General features: G+C 53.6%; 20 protein-coding genes. 11 read left to right on the top strand and 9 right to left on the bottom strand.

The window, feature by feature from the left end; genetic code table 11:
• Nucleotides 1-85 precede the first annotated feature (85 nt).
• The 3 genes from nhaD (at nucleotide 86) to ACF8D4_RS15445 (ending at nucleotide 3,053) form a co-directional block, all read left to right on the top strand.
• Complete coding sequence (gene nhaD, locus ACF8D4_RS15435) at nucleotides 86-1,540, top strand: sodium:proton antiporter NhaD (protein WP_025010025.1); 1,455 nt, start codon at nucleotides 86-88, stop codon at nucleotides 1,538-1,540.
• A 111-nt stretch (nucleotides 1,541-1,651) separates the two neighbouring features.
• Nucleotides 1,652-2,440 (top strand): helix-turn-helix domain-containing protein, encoded by a 789-nt coding sequence (locus ACF8D4_RS15440; protein ID WP_144135312.1) that lies wholly within the window; start codon nucleotides 1,652-1,654, stop codon nucleotides 2,438-2,440.
• A complete protein-coding gene (locus ACF8D4_RS15445) occupies nucleotides 2,433-3,053 on the top strand; it encodes a hypothetical protein (RefSeq protein WP_144380054.1) in 621 nt (206 codons plus the stop codon). Before ACF8D4_RS15440 ends, ACF8D4_RS15445 begins: the two co-directional genes overlap by 8 nt.
• On the opposite strand, the gene ACF8D4_RS15450 is transcribed toward ACF8D4_RS15445, so the two are convergent.
• Nucleotides 3,050-3,595, bottom strand: coding sequence for a hypothetical protein (locus ACF8D4_RS15450; protein ID WP_144380053.1), 546 nt, complete (start codon nucleotides 3,593-3,595; stop codon nucleotides 3,050-3,052). The two genes, ACF8D4_RS15445 and ACF8D4_RS15450, sit on opposite strands and share 4 nt — an antisense overlap.
• Nucleotides 3,596-3,605: 10 nt before the next feature.
• On the bottom strand, nucleotides 3,606-4,427 hold the full coding sequence (locus tag ACF8D4_RS15455) for a hypothetical protein (protein ID WP_025886951.1): 822 nt from the start codon (nucleotides 4,425-4,427) through the stop codon (nucleotides 3,606-3,608).
• Nucleotides 4,428-4,853: 426 nt separating this feature from the next.
• Between ACF8D4_RS15455 and ACF8D4_RS15460 the strand changes: the two genes are divergently transcribed.
• From ACF8D4_RS15460 to ACF8D4_RS15470, 3 genes are all read left to right on the top strand, one after another.
• Nucleotides 4,854-5,600, top strand: coding sequence for a helix-turn-helix domain-containing protein (locus ACF8D4_RS15460; protein ID WP_028780179.1), 747 nt, complete (start codon nucleotides 4,854-4,856; stop codon nucleotides 5,598-5,600).
• Nucleotides 5,593-6,102 carry a hypothetical protein gene (locus ACF8D4_RS15465; protein ID WP_025010031.1) on the top strand — a complete coding sequence of 170 codons (510 nt, stop codon included), beginning with the start codon at nucleotides 5,593-5,595 and terminating at the stop codon, nucleotides 6,100-6,102. Before ACF8D4_RS15460 ends, ACF8D4_RS15465 begins: the two co-directional genes overlap by 8 nt.
• Nucleotides 6,103-6,227: 125 nt before the next feature.
• Nucleotides 6,228-7,835, top strand: a complete 1,608-nt coding sequence (locus ACF8D4_RS15470) for a hypothetical protein (RefSeq protein ID WP_243756825.1) — start codon at nucleotides 6,228-6,230, stop codon at nucleotides 7,833-7,835.
• Between the two features lie 48 nt (nucleotides 7,836-7,883).
• Here the strand turns inward: ACF8D4_RS15470 and ACF8D4_RS15475 are convergent, their stop codons facing one another.
• The 5 genes from ACF8D4_RS15475 to ACF8D4_RS15495 all read right to left on the bottom strand — a co-directional run bounded on the left by ACF8D4_RS15475 (nucleotide 7,884) and on the right by ACF8D4_RS15495 (nucleotide 12,459).
• Nucleotides 7,884-8,504, bottom strand: a complete 621-nt coding sequence (locus ACF8D4_RS15475; protein WP_208125577.1) for a LysE family translocator — start codon at nucleotides 8,502-8,504, stop codon at nucleotides 7,884-7,886.
• Between the two features lie 127 nt (nucleotides 8,505-8,631).
• The gene (locus tag ACF8D4_RS15480; protein WP_144220839.1) at nucleotides 8,632-9,345 is read right to left on the bottom strand and encodes an RNA pseudouridine synthase; all 714 of its coding nucleotides are present in this window, start codon (nucleotides 9,343-9,345) and stop codon (nucleotides 8,632-8,634) included.
• Between the two features lie 59 nt (nucleotides 9,346-9,404).
• Nucleotides 9,405-10,079 carry a hypothetical protein gene (locus ACF8D4_RS15485; RefSeq protein ID WP_208125578.1) on the bottom strand — a complete coding sequence of 225 codons (675 nt, stop codon included), beginning with the start codon at nucleotides 10,077-10,079 and terminating at the stop codon, nucleotides 9,405-9,407.
• 100 nt (nucleotides 10,080-10,179) lie between these two features.
• Nucleotides 10,180-11,517: a Na+/H+ antiporter NhaC family protein gene (locus ACF8D4_RS15490; RefSeq protein WP_028780176.1), complete on the bottom strand. Its 1,338-nt coding sequence runs from the start codon at nucleotides 11,515-11,517 to the stop codon at nucleotides 10,180-10,182.
• A 231-nt stretch (nucleotides 11,518-11,748) separates the two neighbouring features.
• Nucleotides 11,749-12,459 (bottom strand): TetR/AcrR family transcriptional regulator, encoded by a 711-nt coding sequence (locus tag ACF8D4_RS15495; protein ID WP_062793421.1) that lies wholly within the window; start codon nucleotides 12,457-12,459, stop codon nucleotides 11,749-11,751.
• 230 nt (nucleotides 12,460-12,689) lie between these two features.
• Here ACF8D4_RS15495 and ACF8D4_RS15500 point away from each other — a divergent pair, with 230 nt between their 5' ends.
• The 5 genes from ACF8D4_RS15500 (at nucleotide 12,690) to ACF8D4_RS15520 (ending at nucleotide 17,899) form a co-directional block, all read left to right on the top strand.
• Nucleotides 12,690-13,430 (top strand): hypothetical protein, encoded by a 741-nt coding sequence (locus tag ACF8D4_RS15500; RefSeq protein WP_221059468.1) that lies wholly within the window; start codon nucleotides 12,690-12,692, stop codon nucleotides 13,428-13,430.
• Nucleotides 13,431-13,445: 15 nt separating this feature from the next.
• Complete coding sequence (locus tag ACF8D4_RS15505) at nucleotides 13,446-15,206, top strand: aryl-sulfate sulfotransferase (RefSeq protein ID WP_044733818.1); 1,761 nt, start codon at nucleotides 13,446-13,448, stop codon at nucleotides 15,204-15,206.
• Between the two features lie 48 nt (nucleotides 15,207-15,254).
• Nucleotides 15,255-15,869, top strand: coding sequence for a thiol:disulfide interchange protein DsbA/DsbL (locus ACF8D4_RS15510; RefSeq protein ID WP_223828908.1), 615 nt, complete (start codon nucleotides 15,255-15,257; stop codon nucleotides 15,867-15,869).
• Nucleotides 15,870-15,878: 9 nt separating this feature from the next.
• On the top strand, nucleotides 15,879-16,493 hold the full coding sequence (locus tag ACF8D4_RS15515) for a disulfide bond formation protein B (RefSeq protein WP_025010038.1): 615 nt from the start codon (nucleotides 15,879-15,881) through the stop codon (nucleotides 16,491-16,493).
• Between the two features lie 128 nt (nucleotides 16,494-16,621).
• The gene (locus ACF8D4_RS15520; RefSeq protein ID WP_144191191.1) at nucleotides 16,622-17,899 is read left to right on the top strand and encodes an O-acetylhomoserine aminocarboxypropyltransferase/cysteine synthase family protein; all 1,278 of its coding nucleotides are present in this window, start codon (nucleotides 16,622-16,624) and stop codon (nucleotides 17,897-17,899) included.
• Between the two features lie 38 nt (nucleotides 17,900-17,937).
• On the opposite strand, the gene ACF8D4_RS15525 is transcribed toward ACF8D4_RS15520, so the two are convergent.
• Both ACF8D4_RS15525 and ACF8D4_RS15530 read right to left on the bottom strand, forming a co-directional pair.
• A complete protein-coding gene (locus ACF8D4_RS15525) occupies nucleotides 17,938-18,399 on the bottom strand; it encodes a DUF1090 domain-containing protein (protein WP_054744608.1) in 462 nt (153 codons plus the stop codon).
• A gap of 93 nt (nucleotides 18,400-18,492) precedes the next feature.
• Nucleotides 18,493-21,636: a DUF2339 domain-containing protein gene (locus tag ACF8D4_RS15530; protein ID WP_392465836.1), complete on the bottom strand. Its 3,144-nt coding sequence runs from the start codon at nucleotides 21,634-21,636 to the stop codon at nucleotides 18,493-18,495.
• Nucleotides 21,637-21,793: the final 157 nt, after the last annotated feature.

Consider the following 21,793-nt stretch of genomic DNA (forward strand, 5'->3'; position numbering starts at 1 on the left):
ATTGCAGAAATTTGCGTTTTATCAAGATTCGCTTTCCATTCTCTGTGCTAGGTTTTAGTTAATTTCCTACCAAGAGAAGAAAGAGATGAAGTTAATGCGTTTGCATGGGGGCTGCGCAGCCTTAGGGGGAATTTTGTCAGGACTGTTTTCGCCTGTGGTCCTGGCTAGCACGGAAGCCACAAATAACCTGAGTCTGACAGACTCAACCGTGGGGTATCTGGCTCTGACTCTGTTTGCCATCGCCTATTTACTGGTGATGGGGGAGGAGAAGCTGCACCTGAGAAAGTCCAAGCCTGTGTTGGTCGCTGCCGGTCTCATCTGGGGCATGATAGGTTATGTCTATACCCAGAATGGTATGTCGGAAGTGGCCGAAGCCGCCTTCAAACATAACCTGCTCGAATATGCCGAGTTGTTGCTGTTTTTGCTGGTGGCCATGACCTATATCAACGCCATGGAAGAACGTAAGTTGTTCGACGCCTTGCGTTGTTGGATGGTCAGCAAGGGCTTCAGTTTATACCAGATATTTTGGCTTACCGGTTTACTGGCCTTCTTTATTTCGCCCATCGCCGACAACCTGACCACTGCGCTGCTGATGTGCGCCGTGGTGATGAAAATGGGCGCCGATAATCGCCGTTTTATCACCCTGTCGTGCATCAACATAGTGGTGGCGGCCAACGCCGGTGGCGCCTTCAGCCCCTTTGGGGACATCACCACTCTGATGGTGTGGCAAAAGGGTATGGTGCACTTTTCCGAGTTCTTCAAGCTGTTCCTGCCATCACTGGTGAATTTCCTGGTGCCGGCGGTGATCATGAGCCTGTTTATTTCCAGGGAAAAATCTGATGCCCTGGTTGAAAAGGTTTACACCAAGACAGGCGCCAAGCGGATAGTGCTGCTGTTCCTGTTCACCATAGCCATGGCTGTGTGTACCCATTCACTGCTGGGTCTGCCGCCTGTGCTTGGCATGATGACAGGCCTTGGACTGCTGCAGTGTTTTGGCTTCTACCTGAGGAAGAATTTCCCCAAAGCGCTGGCAAGAGCGCAGGAGAAGGCGCGCCTGATGCAGGATGAAAAGCGTCTGGAGCAACTGGGTAACGTGGTGCCTTTCGATGTATTCAGCCGTATTGCCAGAGCCGAATGGGACACTTTGCTGTTCTTCTATGGTGTGGTGCTGTGTGTCGGCGGTTTGGGCTTTATGGGCTATTTGAGCATGGTATCCCATGCCATGTACACCCAGTGGGATCCCACCTATGCCAACGTCGCCATTGGGGTGCTGTCCTCTATCATAGACAACATTCCAGTGATGTTTGCCGTACTGACAATGAACCCGGATATGGCGTTGGGACAATGGCTGTTGGTAACCCTGACCGCCGGGGTTGGGGGGAGTTTGTTGTCCATCGGCAGTGCCGCCGGGGTGGCGCTGATGGGGCAGGCGAGAGGGGTATACACCTTTGGGGCTCACCTCAGGTGGACACCCGTGATCGCCCTGGGTTACGTAGCCAGCATTCTGGTGCACCTCTGGATTAACAGTTCTACATTCTAGATAAGAATGTATCATATTGTTAATTAACAAAATTTCAATTGTGGGAAAAGTCTGAGAGACGGTTCACGCTTCTTGTCAAAAGCTTAAAAACACCCATACAGATCACTCTGGATGGGTGTTTTTTTCCCTTATACTGCCGCCATTCATTTGCTGCTGAGCCACGCCATGCAGATAGGTTGCTATTGGTTTGATGCCGATACCGGCACGCTCAAACATACTGGATCCGGGATGAGCTGGACACTGTCTGAAACAGAGCAGTGTGTGCTGAATATTTTGTTGGCTCACAGGGGGCAGGTGGTATCCAGAATGCAACTGCTGCAGGAGGCCGCCATTCCCGCCAATCAAGGGCATTTATTGGAGCAGGCGGTGGCCAGGATCCGCCAATACCTGGGACCCGAGCACAGCGACCTCTTGGAATCCGTAGACAGGCAAGGTTTTTTGCTGCATAGCAAGACTCGAGGCCGCAGGCCCATCTCTTTGTCCCCCAAGGGACAAACGCCCTGGCGTCACTATTGTTGGATGTTACTGCTGAGCGCACTGGCATTGGTTTTTTTGTCATCCAGGGTTGGGCCACTGCGCTATCTGGAAACGCCGGATGAGGTGATTAAACTCGTACACCCTTCGGGCAGTACTACCTTTTTGCGTCTCTACGGCGAACCCAAAGCATTGGCCGCATTGAAAGATTTGACTCAAGGCATTGAAGACTGGCTGGCACGCTGCCCCGATAGTTGGCGCACCATTTCCATCTCCCTCAGCGATGACAACAAGGTGTTGAGTATGGTGGTCAAGGGAGAAGGCGACCAAGGCGAGTACCTCAAGGCTTATAAGTTGACCATGGCCCAGATGAACGCCTGCGCCCCCGAATATACCTGGCTGAGGGAGGCACTGCGCTGTGACTGAATCGACTCTGCGGCGGCGGTTACGCCAAAACCGGATCTGGATACTGCTGCTGTTATTACTGCTGTTGTTTGCTGCCGGCATTCTCTGGGGCGATACCCTGATTTCCAAACGTCTTAGCCCTAATTTCAACTGTGAAGCGAGTTTGATCCGTCCCGGCATGGCAGTGGATCAGGCCAACACTGAAAAGCTCAGGCTCAGGATAGCCACAGAAAATGGTCATGTCAGACTGCGGGTGAGCTATCGTCACGACTCTGAGCCTTGGGCCAGCATCGAACTGACAGGGCTCATCAAAGGGATTGAGCCTGGCTCCCTGAGCTATTTGATAAGCCTGGAGCAGCGACAGGAAAAGCTGCAAGTGGATGAAGCAGAGTTACCCCCATATCTACTGACGATGCGGGACAGTATCAATAAGGTGTTGGCTCAGTCAGGCAAACTGGATCTCAGACTGCATGTACTTGAGATGGATATTCTGGCCGACTATGCACTTATCCAGGTGACGCCTGGAGATCACCTCTGGGCCTGTCGTATGAGTGAGTTTGAGGAGGATAAGGCCCAAGAGCCGCTGCTCTCCCTGATCAGCGGCTTATTTGATGGGGCAGTTTTCGGGGGTTAGTTCGCACCTTCCCCTGTGGTGGGAGAGTAGAGTGTCAGCTCATTGCTGATCTCTGTGCCAAACACCTCTATGGCCACCTTATAACGGCTGACGGCACCGCTGGTGGCATTGGCATCCCAATCCAGTCCAGATGGACTGAAGCTGTAGCTGCCGGCACTGTCCAGAGCCTGCAGCGGTTCAGCGCACTCGGTCGCCGGATCGCAGCTGTAACCATAGGTCACATGCCAGCGTTTCCAGGCCTTGGGCTTGGTGGAAGCCTGCTCTTCTGCCGGATAACCAAAGTAGGTGATCTGGTACTTGGCGGCATTGGTGAGCGCCTTGCCTTCGGCGTTTTGCAGGGCAAAGGTGACCTGGCCTGAGTCGGGATCGAAGCTATTGAGGGTCAACTCAATACTGCTTGCCTCGGCAATATCCTGGCTGGGTTTCTCGACCGGCGGCGGAGGGGTGATCTCGCCACCGCCATTACTGTTGTCATCATCGCTGCCACAGCCTCCCAAGAGCAGGGCCGAGCCGAGCAGCAGGCTCAGATAGCTGATTTTCATCGGATAATCCTCAGTTAAAGTGCCCGGTATGACAGGTGGTACATTCCATATCTGTCTTGACGCTGGCGGCTGGCCCCATGGTGCTGCTGGAGCCATGACAGCTTTGGCAACTCTGGGCTTCGGTGCTGGGTTTGCTCTCCGGCAGGGCGGCCAAGTCTTCGCCCTTGTGGGCTCGGTTCAGGAGTTCCACCAGATGATAGGCAATGGAGGCCGATAAACGATAGCAGCGTTCGCCTTTTTCGGAGAAGGTCTTGCCTGAGGCCTTGGACCAGTTACTGATGGAGGAGTGGCACAGCACGCTGTTGGCAACCGAGGACTTGACCACCAGGGCGGTCTTTTCGGCGGTGGAGCCGATTCCGGCAACGAACTCATCGCTGGACAAAGGCAGTTCGGTATTCTCGTAGTAGCGGAACAGGGCGCCGATGACGGCGGCATTTTGGCCATTGATGTCATCGAGAATATTGACCAGCATACCTACCGCATTGAGGTTACCGCAAAGCGTGCCCTGGCCGGTGACCCCGGCAAAACCATAACCGGCCAGCGCCGTTGGAATAGTGGCAAACTTATCGGCATCGACACTGGCGGACTGCGCCAGCATGGTCACAGTAGCGTGAAATACCTGATGCATACAGCCACCGCCGGTTTCATAAGCGAGTTTGGCGGTCGCCATGGGATCCAATGGGGCATATTTGAGTTTTTCCCCCAGTTCCAGGCGGTAGTTTCCTGACTCATCCGTGGCTGCAAAGGCACAAGTGGCCGTGAGGCCGGCTCCGGCTGCTGCGGCGCTAATTCCAATGATCTGGCCGAGGGCCTGACGTCTGTTAATGCTCATATTTATCACCCTTTGTTGTCTTTGTTTTTCCCGACCTGGTCGGTTGTCTTCAGCTTAGGGGGATGCCTGATGAAGGTTGTGATTCAGCGCGCATGAATCCTGAGTTGGCCGAAAACGGATTTTTGACATGCAAAGACGATTGACGGCTTGCATCTTGATACCCATTGAGGATTAGCATTTGATATGGGTCACTTTATTTGTTGCATTCATGTTGATTAATGGCGTCTTCATGGCTTTTTCCCTCAGTCTTCAGTGGCTTCAATCCTGGGTACTGGTTCACAAAATGCCACTTGCTTCCCTCTTGGTCGGCGCCTCGCCTGAGTTGGATCACTTTTTAAACTTTTTCCTGTGTCAGGGTTAAGAGGATCACAGTAGTGATTAGATTTCTTGCATAGACTCATAACCATATAAAACAGGAGGAATATAATGCAGATAGGCGACTGCTGGTTTGATGAAGCCAGTGGTGAGTTACAACACAGGGGCCGGGGGGATAGCTGGCATCTTCCCCGGGCGGAGTTACAGGTACTGAAACTCCTGCTCGCCAATCAGGGGCGTTTGGTTTCCCGTATCGAGTTGCGCGCCGGTGATGACAATCATCCCCCTTTGAGCGATTCGTCCGTAGCCCGTGCTGTCTGTATGTTGCGTGCCTTTCTGGGGCCCGAATATGAGTCTTTGATTGAAACGGTCAAGGGGCAGGGGTATCTGCTGCGCTCATCTGTGGCCCGTAAACCTGCAGGAGTGCTGGAGTCCAGGTTGAATGCCGGTCCCAAACAACTGCTGGTGGGCCTGGTGCTGATATTCATGCTCGGCCTCAGTCTCTTTTATCTGTATCGCTTGCCCAGAGTGGCGCCCACCATTCCGCTGAACAAGCAGGAATTGACCTTGCTTTCGGGTCAGAGAATGGAGCTGTTTTTCTATTCCAACTCCCGCACCAACAACCAGTTGTTGACCGAGCAGGGGAAGGTGTTGGCCTCGGCATTGGCCCAGTGCAAGAGCAGCCCCTGGCGCAAGTTATATGTGTCGCTGTCCCATGATAAGCAGGTACTTAACCTCACCTTGAGAGGCGAGTATCTGGGACAATCCGTGGTGCGTAATCTCAAGATCAGCGATGGCCGTCAGGTGAAGGCATTTGTGAGCGTACCTTGGCTCAAGGAGGTTGATCTCTGTGGCTAGACGTTGGCTTTGGATGATAAATCTGCTGATCCTGATCTTTCTGCTCGGCTGTTTGCTGGTGATCTATCGTTTCAGCCAGACAGCGCCCGCTTTGGCGCTTAACTGCAGCTCCGAGCTCTACGACCGGCAGTTGAACGAGGGCGAAGATGCGCAGCACTACCTGCTGCTGGATCTGCAGACCAAAGGCAAGCGAGCCCTGGTCAACTATCGCTACTTCAACATGGATGGCACCCCCGCCGGCAGTATCTTGATGCAGGGGCAACTGGCTTCGGAAGAAGCCGGCCGTTATCAAATTCTGGTCACGGACAAACAGGAACTCTCCGGCAAGGGTGCAAGGCCCGCCCACATGCAATACCTCTCCTATATTTCCAGTTTCAACCTCAGCAACGAAGGCCTGCATCATTTGGCACTGGAGATCCTCGATGCCGATGAAGCCAAAGACTATGCTATTGTGTTATTCCAACCGAGCAACACAGTATGTGGCTGTCGCCTGATCCATTGACAGCTGAATTTTTGCTGACGATTTCACCATTTCCACTCAGTTAACGCCGGTGCGCTATCCCATTCCCGTGTTGCTTGGGCTATAGTCAGGATCTTTCATCAATTCATTGATAGTGTTCCATTATTGTGTCCAAACTACGTATCAAGCAGGAAGAAAATCTATCCATCAAGTTCAGCCATCTGATGGATGTCGGGGAGCAGCGCAAGCTGGATCTCTACTTTTCCCTGCCCAAGGAGATGGGCATAGGGCCGCAGAGCCTGAATGAAGAGGAATACTACTTCAGCGCCATTCTCGGTCGGCGTTCCTACTACTCGGATGGCCTGCATCTGCCCTTGGTGCAATCCAGGTTTGTGAGTCAGAAGAAGCGTACCGTTGAAGAGTTTCGTCTCTATCTGAACCTGTTTGCCTACCAGTTTGTGGTGGCGATGGAGAACGATGCCAAAGAGATTTCGCGGCAATCCGAGCCGGAAAATTTCTATCCCTTGCTGGAAGAATTAACCGAGCAGACAGCTATTTTGCTGAAGAAGTTTCGCCGCAACGAGCCGGCCGATGCCAAATGGAAGCACTATTTCGAGAATGCCGATAACTATCTATCCTGGTTCTGTGAACAGCAACTGCTGAAGCTGCTGGCCCATGGCCCCAGAAACAGCGACTTCAGCCATATCTCGGACAAGGTGATCACCCTCTGCCGGGTAGAAAATAACTATCGGGCGGAGCGGCACTACAATTCGGCGCAGACCCTGCAGGATCCCAATCGCATTGCCAACAAGATGTTGCTGCTCAGAAGGCTTATTCAGCAAGGGGTGGTACTCAAAGAGGAAATCAAACCTCTGGGCACAGGGCTCAAGAAGCTGACCACAGGATTGGCTACGGCCCTGGTAATGTTGGTGGTGTCGGCGCTGATCATCAAGGCCCAGGGGGTATTCAGCGGTGTGACCCTGGTATTGGTGCTGGTACTGGCGCTGATTTACGGTGCGCGGGAGATCTTTAAAGACGATGTGCGCAATGCCCTGTGGCGTTATATCCAGCGGGGACGACCGCGCTGGAGCCGGATATTGAGAGACACCACCAACCAGAAGTTCATTGCCAAGCAGCTGGTTTGGCTTGAATTTATGCGCAGCCAGGATCTTCCCAAAGATGTCAAAGAGATCCTCAGGCGGCGCCACAGCCAAAATAAGGTCGATGCCGAAATTCTTCATTATGGCATCCAGACCAAGGTGGCAGATACCGAGTTTCTTTCCGGTTACAACACGTTGCAGGAACAGGTGGTGTTCAGCTTAGTACCCTTTGCCCGCTACCTGGAGCGCGGCAAGGCCAAAATTTACACCGAAACCGATGGCAGGATCAGCAATGAGTCGGTGGAGCGGCGTTATCAGATAAACCTGGTGGCTGTGCTCAAAGAGGGCAAGCAGGCGCCGCGCTATGCCAGATACAAGATCACCATGAACCGTTCACAGATAGTGGATGTCAGCCCCAGTGATATTCCGGATTCACTGCCGGGAATTGAGGACCTGCCCTATGATTCAGAGGTCAAGGCCAGTGGAGAGTCCAGACGCAGCAAGGAAGATCGCGCCGAATCCAAGACTATGGCGGAAGAGGAACATCAGGCTAATCTGGCGGCCGTGACTCAGGCCGCCGATCTTCTGTCTGAGCTGCAACCCGGCGGGAAGGAAGATAAAGCCGTCTCCTCCCGGGCAAGCGAGCCTAAAAACGGTGAAGGCAGTCAACCCTGACGGTCTTCACCGTGAAACGGCTCAGGAACGTCCCACAGAGGAAAAGGCTCAGGAACGTCCCACAGAGGAAAAGGCCAATCCCAGCCCCAGGCTGACCAAAACGCCGCCTATGGCGCGTTCAACCCAGTGGCGACAACGGGCCACGGAGCGACGGGCAGCTTGCGAGGAAAACAATAAAGCCACCAATGAAAACCACAGCAGGTGGGCGGCTGACATAAAGGCGCCATAACCTATTTGGGTCAGAGTGCTGGTCTGGGGATCGATAACCTGGGTAAAGAGTGCTACCACAAACAATGTCGTCTTGGGATTGAGGGCATTGGTCAGAAAGCCACTCTTGAGTGTCGCCCAATCGGAAATCACTTCCTGGGTCTGCAATTCAGATGCTTCAACCGCCTTGCTTCTGAGCATGGTGATGCCGAGATAGATCAGATAAGCCGCACCGGCAAACTTGATCAGGCTGAACAGCCACAGTGACTGGGAGATCAGCAGTCCGATACCGGCAATGGAGTAGAGCACATGTACCCATACGCCCAGTGATATACCGGCACCCGTCATCAGACCGGCCCGGCGTCCGAGTACCATACTATTGCGGGATACCATGGCAAAATCAGCCCCAGGGCTGATAACGGCCAACATAGTGATACTGGCGACGGCGAAGAGTTCTAGCATGATGTCTCCTGAAACGAGTGATGGGTATGGTTGCCTATTTCCCGGGGGGGATTGGGGGCAGGGCCAACAAGCCGCTTAGTTTAGCAATAAACCAATCAGGAATCGCACTAAAGATTATGTGGTTTGTTCAGCGCTGAAGTGACACTTTGAGCGCGGCGATTTGTGCACGGCTGAGCTCTCTAAACTCCCCTTCAGCAAGCCTATCAAGTGTTAACTCCATTATCCGGGTACGGCAGAGATCTGTGACTCTGTAGCCCAAATGCCGACACATACGGCGAATTTGCCGCTTCTTGCCCTGAGTCAGAATGATTTCAAAACTGTTTGCCGAAATTGGCGTGACTTGTGATGCCCGCACCTGACCATACCCGTAATCCATTGGGTTTCTCAAGGCATGGATAAACGCGTCAGTAAATGCCCGCTCCAGAGTGACCCGGTAGTGTTTGCTGTGGCAAAAATCCGGATGCATCAGTTGCTGGGTCAGCTCGCCGTCGTTGCTGAGCAGTAATAGGCCGCGGGAGTCTTTATCCAGCCTTCCGGCCGGATACAGGCGTTTATCCTGGGGCAATAAATGCGATAGGCTGCTCGGGTCATCCTTGAGCAGGCGGCAATCTATCCCGACGGGTTTATTGAATAGCAGATAAGCGTAAGGTGCCGGGGCGGCGACGGGCTCGCCCAGATAAAACAACTTCTCAAGACAATGGCGCTGCCCGGCGGCGAGGGTGACTCTGTCTGTGTGTTTGGCTGGCCTGTCACCCAGAAAAATCTCTCCGGCTTCGATGCGTCTGGCGGCTTCGCGTCTTGAGCACAGACCGGATTGCGCCAGATAGTGGGCAAGGCGCATTGTGGCTTGTCGGGTTGTTTTTGGCGCTGTCGCGTCAGCCCTATACGGTTTTTCAGTCATCAGTCGTTGAGCGGCTGCGACCAGTGCCACAGTCGATATACGGTGGCCGACAGGCTGAGACCGGCAAACACAGTGGCAATGGAATGCAACCACATAAACCATACCGAAGGGCAGAGGGTTTGCACCGAACAAGAGGCATAGTTCATCGATGGCCATTGCAACTGGGATAACAGGCCGATGGCAGACATTATCCCCAGAAGGCTGAACAGGCACAGCGGCAGGTTACAGAGCGCTCTGTGGGAGACAAAGCAATAGCAGCAAAGGGTGAACATTACCAAGGTACTGGCAATAAAGAAGATAGCAGCCAGCTGGTGGGCAAAGAGTTCATTATAGGGGAAGACCCCCAGCGCCACTATCCCCAAGCCAACCGCTATGCCTGATCTTGACAACAAGCCGGCTGCCGCGCTGTGCTTTTGCCACCAGAGGCCACCCATGGCCAAGATGAAGCAGGCGCCGCCGAGTAGCAGCGAGATATTGTAGACATAGGCCAGCGGCGAGCTCAAGTAGTCGCCCAGTCTGTCCATGCGCATGCTGAAAATGGCGCTGCCCAAGTTGTCATAGGCGGCCCAGAAGGAGGAGGCCATGCCCAGTGCCGCTATGCTGACGCCCACCAGAGACATCATAAATGCCAGGCGCTGCGGATCTTGCTTATGGTATTGCTCGTACAGGGGCATGGAATGGCTCGTTTGAATACCTGCATTCAATAATAGTCGCCAAATGACGGCGACAAAAAAACCGGTCGCAGGGACCGGTTTGGTTATTGCGCCCGCTAGTTTAACTGCGGGGACGCAGTATCACAATCACCACGGCAACCAAGGCCAGGATCATGCAGTACCAGGTGTTGGCAACGGCTTCCAGGGGAGAGATCTTGAAGTGGGAAGCTATCAGCAATGCCTGGGCACCGTAGGGAATAAGCCCCTGAATGATACAGGCGAAAATATCCAGAATACTGGCGGCGCGTTTCGGGGCAACCCCATGTTTGGCTGCCAGATCTTTGGCGATATCGCCGCTGACCACAATAGAGACGGTATTGTTGGCCACACAGGAGTTGGTCAAAGCCACTATCCCCGCCATCCCCAGCTCGGCGGCGCGACAGGAGGCTTCACCCTTGGCGCGGGAGAAACGGGCTATCAGCTTCTCTATCTGCTGGCTGACAAAGCTCAGGCCACCTTGCTGCTGCATCAGGGCCGCCAGGCCACCAACCAGCATGGAGAGGATAAAGATCTCCTGCATATTGCCAAAGCCTTTGTAGATATCCTTACCGAAGGTCAGCAGCGAGTAATCTTGAGTGACAAACCCTGTTATCCCGGCCAGCAAAATGCCGATGGCCAGTACCACAAACACGTTCAGCCCGGCGACGGCCAGCACCAGAATACTCAAGTAAGGTAATACCTTAACAAAGTCGACCTCCTGTGGTGGCAGTTCGGCTTGACCGGAAGAGAGGAAACCGAACAGCAACAGGGTCACAATCGCCGCCGGAATGGCAAAGATCAGGTTTTCACGGAACTTGTCTCTCATTTCGCAGCCCTGGGTGCGGGTCGCGGCAATAGTGGTATCCGAGATAATAGACAGGTTGTCACCAAACAGGGCGCCTGACATCACAGAGCCCGCCATCAGTGGCAGTTCAATCCCTGCCTGATCGGCAACCCCGAGGGCGATAGGAGCCACGGCGGCAATCGTGCCCATGGAGGTGCCCATGGCGGTGGCGATAAAGGCGGCGATAATGAAAAAGCCGGGCAGCAGCAGATTGGCCGGGATCAGCTTAAGCCCCAAGGCAACTGTGGCATCAACCCCACCAGTGGCACTGGCCACGGCGGCAAAAGCACCGGCCAGTAGATAGATTAGGCACATGGCGATGATGTTGTTGTGGCCTATCCCCGCCATAAAGGTGTTCATGGTCTGGTTGAGCTTTTGCTTGGACAGCAAAATGGCCAGTACAATCGCCGGTAATATCGCTATCGGGCTCGGCAACTGATAGAAGGCAAAGTCTACCCCTTGGCTTTGGAAATAGACCCCGGCACCGATAAACAGCGCCAGAAACAGAAACAATGGCAGTAGTGCCACAAATGAGGCCGGAGCTTTAACGGCCGGAGAAGTGTTGTTCTGGGTCAAAATCTACTCTCTGTGAATCACGTTCGGCCGGGGATTCCCTCCGCAGCAGCCAAACTCGCTGAATTGCATTGTCTTAACGGCATCATCTCCTGACAAATTAGGCGAAAGAATAGGGGATAGCCAGTCGTCTGTCAATTTAGACGTCTAGATGTTTTTACTTCTATGTTGATTTTGTGCACTGTGCGGCTTAAATCCTGACCGCCGCCCTAATAATCGAATGGGGGAATGAGTTCAGCCGTTTGTCTGTTGCTGACGCTGAACTCTGTGCCCGGGTAATTCGCGGCGTAGTTGCTGCGCTCTGGTAAGAGTTTTGGGATTAAGCCTTTTGCCGGGACACAACTCTTTAAGCAACTGAGTGAGCAGCCGGGCGTTATCAAACCTGACATCCTGGCTGTACTCCTTGCCGGCATAGGTGTTCCCCACCAACTCCCTGCCTCTCAGATAGGTACACAACAGATGGCAAAACTGTTGGATCTGCACCTCGTTGGCCTGTATTTCCTGCTGCTCTTTGGCCTGTGACAGCAGCTGAATTGGAGTCTCCCAATACTCCATTGCCAGTCGATTCAGGTTACGCAGATAAGTGGCACTGGCCTTGTTGAAGATCAACCTGTTACAGGAGATGGTGGAGATAGAACTGCGCAGGCTGTAAGTCTCGGTAAATTGGATCTCATTGAGAATATAGGCGATAAATTTCTCCAGCCCTGAGTAGCTTTCCAGATTGAGCCACCAACGTAGCCCCAACACTTGATCAAAGGCGCGGCAGGTGAGTGCTACCAGAATATCTTCCTTGGTCTTAAAGATGCTGTAGAACAGGGTCGTGGATATGCCAAGCCCCTTGGTGATATCTGATACTTTCAGTGACAATATTCCTTCTTTGGCAATAACAGACTCTGCCAAATCCAAAATAGCTTCCCGTATACGGTTATGCTCGGGTTTATTCATAATTAAATACTCAAGCAAGATTTAGCTCATTATAAATAATTGCGATAGTCTTGTTGCGCTCCGTTTAACTCTTTGTGATCTCGCTCATCAAAAAATAAAATTTTATTTTTTGATGATCCTTATTAAAGCTTTTAACAAAAAGATAAAAGCTCTATTTTCCTGTGATTCAGTTCACCTATTCATTTCTGCTTCTGTAAATAATTAATTCGAGTCGGGAAGGAGGATTGAATATGAATAAGAAGTTGATATACCCATTAATTATATCTGCCTGCCTTAGTGGCACCTGTCAGGCAGCTATGCTGGCAGTCGAAGCAGGGATGATGGATTGGCAATCCAAGGCATCTGATTATTTTGGCGAAGCCAAAGACAATAACCCCTTTATCACACTTAAAGGCGCCGTTGCCAACGACTATGGCGATGTCTATGGCCACGTAAAGTGGGAAGACCCGGATGATGGGGCTTACTACGGTACTGAGATCAATGTGATCGGCCAGATCAACTTAGGGGCGACAGATTGGAACCTCTATGGTCAGGTATTTGACAAGAGCAAACCCAGTTGGGGAGAAACCAACACCATGTTGGGACTGAGCTGGGACAAGAGTTATGGTGACACCTATCTGCAGGTTGCACTGGCCGGACATTTTGTCGATGCCACTTATAAAAGTTTTGATGCCAATTTTGAAGGTGGTTTTAACGGTGGCTATGTTTATTTTTTAGCAAGCCATCAGCTAAATCTATTTAAGCAAGACTTTAAATTAACCTGGTGGCAAGAACACTTCTTTAATCGCGAAGATGATTATTTAGTTTTATCTGGTGATGGAAAGGATTTTGGTTTTAATGGAGCTTTATCTGTTAATTGGTCTTTCACCAAGAATCTGAGTTTTATTCTGAGTTATCGATATGCGGAAAATAACTTAGGAAAACAAGGATATCACGACGCTATTTTTTATTCCCTGCAATATCAACTCTAATTGGAAGGTAACAAGATGAAAATGAAGAGACTGTGTTATTTGATGTTGGCGGCATCCAGTCTGACATTGACGGGTTTCTCAACCCAGGTCATTGCCGGTGGCGATCTGCCAGGTACCAGTTCCAGCGCCGTACCTCAGGGGCAGTTGGGTTATGTCTATGTGGATCCATATAAGTTCAGCCCTTTGGTGGCGGTGATAGATCTCGGTGGCAAGTCCATCAGTGATGTCAAGGTCAAAGTAAAAGGCAAGGGAAAGAAAGGGATTGATATTCAGTACCCTGTGGGACTGACTCAACTCAACACCCACAGCGGTATTCCGGTATTTGGCCTCTATCCCGATTATTTGAACCGGGTTGAGGTCAGCTACAAACTGGCCGGTAAGCCAGTGACCGAGGAATACAAGATCCGCACCAGCGCATTGCCTCACCTGCATATCGATGGCAATGCCCGCACCCAGTACGAGTATGAACCGGTCAAAGTCGCCAAAGGCTTTGAAGACAGATTCTATCTGGTTGATGGGCAGGTGATCCCGCCCAATATCCGTGACCACTGGGACTGGATCCCGACCCAGAACATCATAGATACCAACGGCGATGTGCGTTGGCATCTGAACAGCGATGTCATCTATGACCGTCCGGGCGGCTCCATGTCTTTCAAGCAGACCCGTGATGGCAAGCTGATCTTTGGTCAGGGGCTGATGTTTGAACTGCATCAAGGGTTCCAGGTGCCTTACTACGCCAAGTATGACTTTATCGGCAAGCCTATCTTCAAGCGCGAACTCCCGCGGGGATTCAACGGTTTCTCCCATGAGATCACCGAAATGCCCAATGGCCACCTGCTACTGAGGGTGGGAAAGCGTGATTATGTTACGCCGGATGGCCTCAAGGTCGACACAGTACGCGACCATGTGATTGAAGTGGATCAGAACGGTGATGTCGTTAAGGTCTGGGACTTCAACAAGATACTCGACCCTATGCGTGACACTGTGCTCAAGTCATTGGATATGGGGGCGGTTTGCCTGAACGTGGATGTCTCCAAGGCTGGTGAAACCAAGACCGCCGAAGAGCTGGCCAGCGAACCTTACGGCGATGTTGCCGGGGTCGGAACCGGTCGCAACTGGCTACATATCAACTCCATAGGTTATGACCCGGCCGATGACAGCATCATTGTCAGCTCGCGCCACCAGTCTGCGGTGATCAAGGTTGGCCGTGATAACAAGGTCAAGTGGATCCTCGGTACTCCCGAAGGCTGGAAAGGAGAACTGGCCGCCAAGGTGCTGAAACCCGTTGATACCAAAGGTCGGGCACTCAAGTGTGACGCCAAGGGCTGCGAAGGCAACTTTGACTGGACCTGGACTCAGCACACCGCCTGGCCGGTACCGGACAGGGGCACAGTCACAGTGTTTGACAACGGTGATGGCCGTGGTCTGGAACAACCTGCGCTGCCGACCATGAAGTATTCCCGTGGCGTCGAGTACAAGGTCGACATGGGCAAGATGACAGTGCAGCAGACCTGGGAGTACGGCAAAGAGCGGGGGTACGAGTGGTATAGCCCAATCACTTCCATCACAGAGTGGCAAGCGGATCACAAGACCATGTTCATGGCCTCGGCTTCGGCCGGACTGCTGGAAGGGGATAAGGCTCCCGAGCATTGGATCACCGAGGTGGATCCCAAGACCAATGAGGTCAAGGTCGAAATCAAGGTGAAGACCCTTATGAAACATGAGCCTGGCTATCGCTCTACCGTGGTTCACCCTGAAAGCATGTTCAATCGTTAATTGTGTTTGTGGCGGCAGCCGGGCTGCCGCCTGTTTGGAGTCCGTATCATGATGAAGAAAAGTCTGTTGGCACTGGGTGCCCTGTTATTGTCCTGCTCTGTTTCCGCTGCCAAATATAATGAAGGCGAGCATTATCAACTGCTGGGGGCCGCCAGCTTTGATGCACCCAACCAAGTGGTGAAGGTGTATTCGGTCAACTGCCCCTTCTGCTACAAGTACGACAAGTCAGTGATCCCCGGCATGGTGAAAAACCTGCCCAAGGGGGTGACCTTCGATGATTATCACATCACCACCAAGCCGCCCCTAGGCAAGGAAAAGGCTTGGGTGTTGGCCTATGCCCAAACCCAATCCGAACAGGCTTTCAAGGCCGCCAAGATGGCACTGTACAAGAAGTATCACGATGACAAGGCCCGCTTTGCTTCCGCCGATGAAGCCATCGACTTTGGCCTCAAAGCAGCCGGCCTGGATCGCGCCGGTTTTGAAGCGGCCAAGAATAGCCCTGAGGTGCAACAACTCTTGAGCAAATGGGACAGAGGTGTGGAAGTCGCCAAGATCCAGGGGATCCCGGCACTGGTGGTCAATGGCAAGTACTTGATTAACACCAAGTCTATTCGCAGCATGCAGATGCTCGATGAACTGGTGGCCGAACTGGCTGCCAAGTAGGAGGGACGGATGAATAAATTGAGTTCGCTTTTTCGGGAATTTACCCAGGCGCCTGTCCCGACTTTGGCCCGCTGGCAACAGGGGCGAATACTCTGGAGCATAATGCTGGGCGCGGCGGTATTTTTGCTGGCTTCCGCCATGGGCTACTTTCAGGTGTTTCTGGAGATGGATCCCTGTGAGCTGTGCGTCTACATACGCTTCAGCCAATGCTGCATAGTGCTGGCCGGTGCCATCATATTGATCAATCCGAAGAACCACGTGCTCAAGGCCTTGGGTGTTGCCCTGGCACTCTACGGCGTGATTCAGGGAATGGCCTGGTCGATTCAACTAATGAATATCCACGACGCCGCGCACCTGGTAGTGGATGAGTCGATGGACTTCTTCGCCGAGGCAGGTTCGGCGGCAGGCTCTGCCTGCTCCACCGAGCCGCACTTCCCTCTGGGCTTGCCGCTGGATAAGTGGCTGCCATTTGAGTTCGCTCCTACCGGCGGCTGTGGTGAAGATGACTGGTCACTGTTTGGCATGAATATGGCGCACTATTGCATCATTGCCTACTCAGTGTTTGCCATCGGCCTGGGCGGCGCGATAGTGGGTTGGCTGGCGAGCTTCAAGGCCAAGCCATAACAGGCAGCTAATCGCGCCTGGCAAGAACCACCCTCAGGGGTGGTTTCTTTTTATTTGGACATCCAGATGTCTATCTGTTAGTTTGATTGCTCATTCAGTCAGCATTATCTGTCATCAAGGAGCGCGAGATGAAACTGGAATCCCTGGCGTTGCACCATGGTTATGAATCGGAAGCCACCACCAAGTCGGCGGCGGTGCCCATCTATCAGACGACGTCCTATACCTTCGACGATACTCAACACGGCGCCGATCTGTTTGACCTCAAGGTGCCCGGCAATATTTACAGTCGCATCATGAACCCCACCAACGCCGTGCTCGAAGCCAGAATGGCGGCCATCGAAGGCGGCATTGGCGCGCTGGCGCTGGCCTCTGGAATGGCGGCCATCACCTATGCGCTGCAGGCGCTGACGGAAGTGGGCGACAACATAGTCAGCAGCAGCCAGCTCTACGGCGGCACCTATAACCTGTTCGCCCATACTCTGCCGCGCCAGGGGGTTGAGGTGCGCATGGCGTCGTTCGATGACTTCGATACCCTGGAGTCGCTTATTGATGAACGCACCAAGGCGGTATTTTGTGAATCCATAGGCAACCCCGCCGGCAATATTGTCGATATCGCGCGTCTGGCAGAAATTGCCCATAAACATGGTGTGCCCTTGGTGGTGGATAACACAGTGGCGACCCCTGTGCTGTGCCGCCCCTTCGAACATGGCGCCGATATCGTCGTCCACTCGCTCACCAAGTATGTCGGTGGCCACGGTACTACAGTGGGCGGGGTGATCATCGATTCGGGCAAGTTTGACTGGGTCGCCAATAAACACAGATTTGCGGTGCTCAATCAGCCGGACCCCTCCTACCATGGGGTGGTGTATACCGAAGCCTTCGGCGCGGCGGCTTATATCGGCCGTTGCCGGGTGGTGCCTCTGCGTAATACCGGCGCGGCTCTATCACCACACAGCGCCTTTTTACTGTTGCAGGGGCTGGAGACCTTGAGCCTGAGGATGGAGCGTCATTGCAGCAATGCCGAAGCGCTGGCAAGTTACCTGCAGTCCCACCCGCTGGTTAACTGGGTCAATTATGGCGCCCTGACAGACAGCCCTTATAAGGCCAATTGCGACAAAATCACCTCGGGTAAGGCGTCCGGCATTATCAGTTTTGGTATCAAGGGGGGCAAAGAGGCCGGCGGGCGCTTTATCGATGCGCTGCAGATGATCTTGCGTCTGGTGAATATAGGCGATGCCAAGTCACTGGCGTGTCACCCTGCCACCACGACCCACAGGCAGCTCAACGCCGAGGAGTTGGCTCGCGCCGGGGTGAGTGAAGATCTGCTCCGGATCTCTGTGGGAATTGAGCATATAGACGACATCATCAGCGATGTGGCCCAGGCGCTGGAAGCCTCCCAGGCTTGATGACATCATCAAAAAGCCCCGCCAAGCGGGGCTAATACTTATCTGGCGTCCAGCTCGGACTTCAATGCACGTATTTCAGCCTCTTTGGCGCTGATCTTGGCGGCTGTTTTAGCCTCTTCTTCGGCCAGTTCTCGCTGATATTTGGCGACCTTATCGACTTTGCCCTTGCGCTCGGCCTCGGCGATATCTGCCTTCAGTTCGGCGCGATCTTCAGCCAGCTCTTCACGTAACTCGCGAATATCATCCTGCTTGTCACGGATTTTGTTTGCCAATTCATCGCGTGAATCTTGCTGTTTTTTGATTTCACCGGCCTCAGTGCAGTGGGCACGGACTTCGGCCAGCGCCGTTTCCAGCCCCCGTACTCTGTGGCTGTTGTTATGCTCTTTGGCATAAGAGATCTGCTTTTCGATTTCGGCTTCTTTTTTGGCGCAATGACCACCGGCCAGGGCGGGAAGCGAAAACAGAGCCAGAGAAAATAGGGCTATGTGGGTCAGTTTCATAAATCACCAAAGGATGGAGTAAGAGGTCGCCATTCTAGCAAAATCTTCAATCTATGGCTGTCAGACCTATCCCGCAGGCGCCTTTGAGTTGGTTTATTGTGACAGCAGCCGGGCTCTGGACTTCTGGTAGAAGTAAGCCACCCCGAGCAGCAAGGCACCAATCAGCATAAAGACGATGATCTTCTGCAGCAGATCGGCGGCGGCCATATCCAGCAGCAATACCTTGAGGCAACTGATGGCAAACAGACCTGCGGCCAGTTTGAGCATAATCTGACAGCCGGGACGCAGGCTGAGGAACATCAGCCAGCAGCCGTGGGACACCATGAGCACTGTGCTTAAGGTGGCATCGAATCCGGTTGGCATCTGGTAGGCCAGTGGCAGATAGGCCAGCAGCAACAGGGCATGCCAGGCGATAAACACCATATTGGTCGGCAACTGCTGACGATAGCGTCTCATGGCCAATGGCCGTTTACGGATAAACAGCGCCAGCAAGGCCAGGTTGCAAGTTTGTGCCAGCGCCATCAGCCAAGGTTCAGAGGGCCGGGTCAGGACATCGAGCTGCAAATATTGCAGGCTGTCGAGCCAGGTAATCCAGGGCAGCAGCAAGGCGATAAAGAAGCTGGCAAAGGCAAAAGGGTAACCCGGGCGCAGGGCCTTGAGCGGTTTGCGGCTGAGCAGGATAAAGAAGTAGCCGCTCAGCACCACACTGCTAAGTGCCAACGTGTGGCTGAACAATACCTCCAGGCTGTGGCTGACCACCGCCAGCAGCAGCGCGCCATAGAAGGGTGACAACTGCCAGCCGAGTCGGCAGGGGCCTTGCCAGAGCCTTGGCAAGGATGGATAGCGCCACAGCAGCAGACCGGAATAGATACTGCCCAGCAGCAGTGCGATAAGCCCAGGCCATTGTCCTGCCAGGCAGGCAAAAGCGGTTTGGGCTATAGCCAGCACCAGCAGTACATCCGCTTCGCGTTTCAGTATCGGCTGCCTGAACTTGCGGGCCAATACTAAGCTGACAAAGCTGGATAACCACAAGGCCGGGGCCAGCCAATCTTCAAAGCGAAGGGCGATTTTGGGCAGCCACAGCAGTGGCAAGAGCACCAGGCAGGCCAGGCGAGTGTACCAGGCCAAACGCCTAAGTTCGCCCTTGGGATGGAAGCGCCGGTATGCATACCAGGCCAGTAACAGACAGAGGAACAGCTCTACCCTGGCGATTTGCGCATACAGCGGCTGAGCGCGGAAACTCAGGCTATGCACATCCACGGCGGCGAAGATGACCTGAGCCGCCAGCGGTAACAACAAGGCCCAGGCCAAGGCCTCGCTGACCCTGAGTTGTTGCCTGCGTGCGAGTAGCAGCAAGGTCAGACTCAATCCGGGAATTATCACCAGGAAGTAGCTTTCACTTATCAGCCAGGCGCTAACCAGGGCTAAAGACACCAGCAGCACGTTGGCAAGCTCGCGTCCCAGCTGCAGCAGTTGTTGCTCCCAGCGGCTGAGCTCGGGCTGTTTGCCCAGCAGTTGGTTAAAGCCAAATAACGTAAGCGTGCTTAGCCCCCAAGCCAGCAGCGGCAGTGACAAGAGCGCCGGCGCTTCATTGATCATATCGCCAAGGGCCAACAGGTTGATGACCAGTCCAAGAGCCAGCAGGGTGATGGCCTCGATTCGCAGCGAGGCTTGCTGCTCTCGGCAACCTAGCCACATCAACAGCAAGGCTTCGAGCAGTAACACCAGCCCCAGCAGCTCACCACTGAGCAGGCTGAGCGCGGCAAAACCGAGACAGGCACCGGTCGCCAGCCACAATAGCGTCTGCAGCTGTTTGTCTTGTTTAAGCCAGAGCGACAGGCCGATAAGCACGGCGGCGTTGGCCAGTAGTAGCTCGCCGGCATGGGGGCTGAACTGACTCAGGCTATAGACCAAAAAGGCCAGTAATGCCGCCGGCAGAGCCAGCAGTCTGTGGCTAAGGCCTTCCCGGCCAAACAGCCAAAGGCTGCCAAGGCCATAACCATAGAAGAGGCCATGCAGGGAGATGAGCGCCAGAACTCCCATTATCCCTTGCCCTTGCAGCGGCAGCTCGACAAAGAAACTCAGGCTCTCGATACAGGCGATGTGCAGTATGGCTGTCGTTTCCAGCAGCACAGGCCAACGTATCTTGTGACTCAAGAGTAAAGAGCAGCCGCCAATCAGCAGCAGGAAGGGTAGATACATCAAAGGCGCCTGACTGCCGGAAAGCAGCATCAGTGGTGCTAGGGAGCCACCCAGCAAGGCGACTATGCTGATGACTCTGGCTTCCAGTTTCAGCGCCAGACTGTAACCGGCCACAGTGATAAGCAACAGCAGCAGATAACTGACGCCATCCGGCACCAGCTCGAAGTAGGGACCGACAAAATAGGCACACAGATAGTTGATAATCAGCCCAAGGCCCACCAGACCCGAGCCGAAATCGGCCATCGCTCGTTGCCGTTTGCGGATAAAGGCCCCCAAGGCCAGAATGCCATTGGCACAGACAAAGCCGGTCAAGGCCTTTCCTGTGTCCGACAGCCAGTGGTTCATGGAATACTGCAGCAGATAACCAAAGCCCAGGGTCATGGCGATGATCCCGGCCAGGGTCATCATAAATACCGGCCCCTGACCTTTGGCTTGATAGTGCTGATAAAAATCTTTGGCTTGTGCGAAGAGTCCCAGCAGGGGGCTCAGCATAGCGGCAAAAAAAGCGGCCACAGCCTGATCAAATTTACGCCCCCAGTTGGGAGTCTGCTGCTCTCGACCCTCTTGTGTTTGGGACGATCTTTGGGCGGCGGAGGATTTCGAATCTGTGGGTCTCGAAGCGGAAGATTTCGAAGCGAAGGGTTTCGCTGCAGAGGATTCCGAAGCGGTTTGCGCTTTGGCTGCAACTGGCGTTGCTGCCATCTCCACCCTTGCCGGCTTGGTGTGCTCGATAGGCTGAATATCTGCCCTACGCTGCCAGGCGTCCTGGCGCTGGGTCTGTGACTCGGAGGATAAGTCGGCTACTGGCTCGGCCTGAGGCTCATTGGGGCCAGGTATTGCTGATGGCTCGGCAACCTTGGGCGCCAAAGGCTGAGCTTGCTCTTCGGCAAGCTGATTGACGGCCGCAAACAGCGCCTCGATTCTTTGTTCTATCGCGTCGAGGCGGATATCTGTCCTGATTTCCAGGTTAGTCTCTTTGAGTTTGAGATCTTCAAGCTCGCGCCTGAGATGTTGGAGTTCTTCCGTTAACTGCATGCTGCTTTCCTGATGCTAATCGCATTTGCGTAGGCTGCGGGCATTTTAAACGCGCGGCTCTGTCCTGACCAGCGATCGGCTCAGGTTTTGGGAAATTTCCGCTATCCATTTATCGTATTTGTCATGGGAAGATGAGAGAAAACTGAACAGCAGGCAG

Origin of the sequence: Shewanella sp. YQ_9, assembly GCF_043103185.1 — a bacterium.
Lineage (GTDB): Bacteria > Pseudomonadota > Gammaproteobacteria > Enterobacterales > Shewanellaceae > Shewanella > Shewanella algae.

Excerpts from the sequence above, each read along its gene's own strand:
- nhaD (WP_025010025.1), top strand. The coding sequence starts at position 86 with ATGAAGTTAATGCGTTTGCATGGGGGCTGCGCAGCCTTAGGGGGAATT.
- ACF8D4_RS15440 (WP_144135312.1), top strand. The coding sequence starts at position 1,652 with ATGGGTGTTTTTTTCCCTTATACTGCCGCCATTCATTTGCTGCTGAGC.
- ACF8D4_RS15450 (WP_144380053.1), bottom strand. The coding sequence starts at position 3,595 with ATGAAAATCAGCTATCTGAGCCTGCTGCTCGGCTCGGCCCTGCTCTTG.
- ACF8D4_RS15455 (WP_025886951.1), bottom strand. The coding sequence starts at position 4,427 with ATGAGCATTAACAGACGTCAGGCCCTCGGCCAGATCATTGGAATTAGC.
- ACF8D4_RS15460 (WP_028780179.1), top strand. The coding sequence starts at position 4,854 with ATGCAGATAGGCGACTGCTGGTTTGATGAAGCCAGTGGTGAGTTACAA.
- ACF8D4_RS15475 (WP_208125577.1), bottom strand. The coding sequence starts at position 8,504 with ATGCTAGAACTCTTCGCCGTCGCCAGTATCACTATGTTGGCCGTTATC.
- ACF8D4_RS15480 (WP_144220839.1), bottom strand. The coding sequence starts at position 9,345 with ATGCGCCTTGCCCACTATCTGGCGCAATCCGGTCTGTGCTCAAGACGC.
- ACF8D4_RS15485 (WP_208125578.1), bottom strand. The coding sequence starts at position 10,079 with ATGCCCCTGTACGAGCAATACCATAAGCAAGATCCGCAGCGCCTGGCA.
- ACF8D4_RS15495 (WP_062793421.1), bottom strand. The coding sequence starts at position 12,459 with ATGAATAAACCCGAGCATAACCGTATACGGGAAGCTATTTTGGATTTG.
- ACF8D4_RS15500 (WP_221059468.1), top strand. The coding sequence starts at position 12,690 with ATGAATAAGAAGTTGATATACCCATTAATTATATCTGCCTGCCTTAGT.
- ACF8D4_RS15505 (WP_044733818.1), top strand. The coding sequence starts at position 13,446 with ATGAAAATGAAGAGACTGTGTTATTTGATGTTGGCGGCATCCAGTCTG.
- ACF8D4_RS15510 (WP_223828908.1), top strand. The coding sequence starts at position 15,255 with ATGATGAAGAAAAGTCTGTTGGCACTGGGTGCCCTGTTATTGTCCTGC.
- ACF8D4_RS15515 (WP_025010038.1), top strand. The coding sequence starts at position 15,879 with ATGAATAAATTGAGTTCGCTTTTTCGGGAATTTACCCAGGCGCCTGTC.
- ACF8D4_RS15520 (WP_144191191.1), top strand. The coding sequence starts at position 16,622 with ATGAAACTGGAATCCCTGGCGTTGCACCATGGTTATGAATCGGAAGCC.
- ACF8D4_RS15525 (WP_054744608.1), bottom strand. The coding sequence starts at position 18,399 with ATGAAACTGACCCACATAGCCCTATTTTCTCTGGCTCTGTTTTCGCTT.
- ACF8D4_RS15530 (WP_392465836.1), bottom strand. The coding sequence starts at position 21,636 with ATGCAGTTAACGGAAGAACTCCAACATCTCAGGCGCGAGCTTGAAGAT.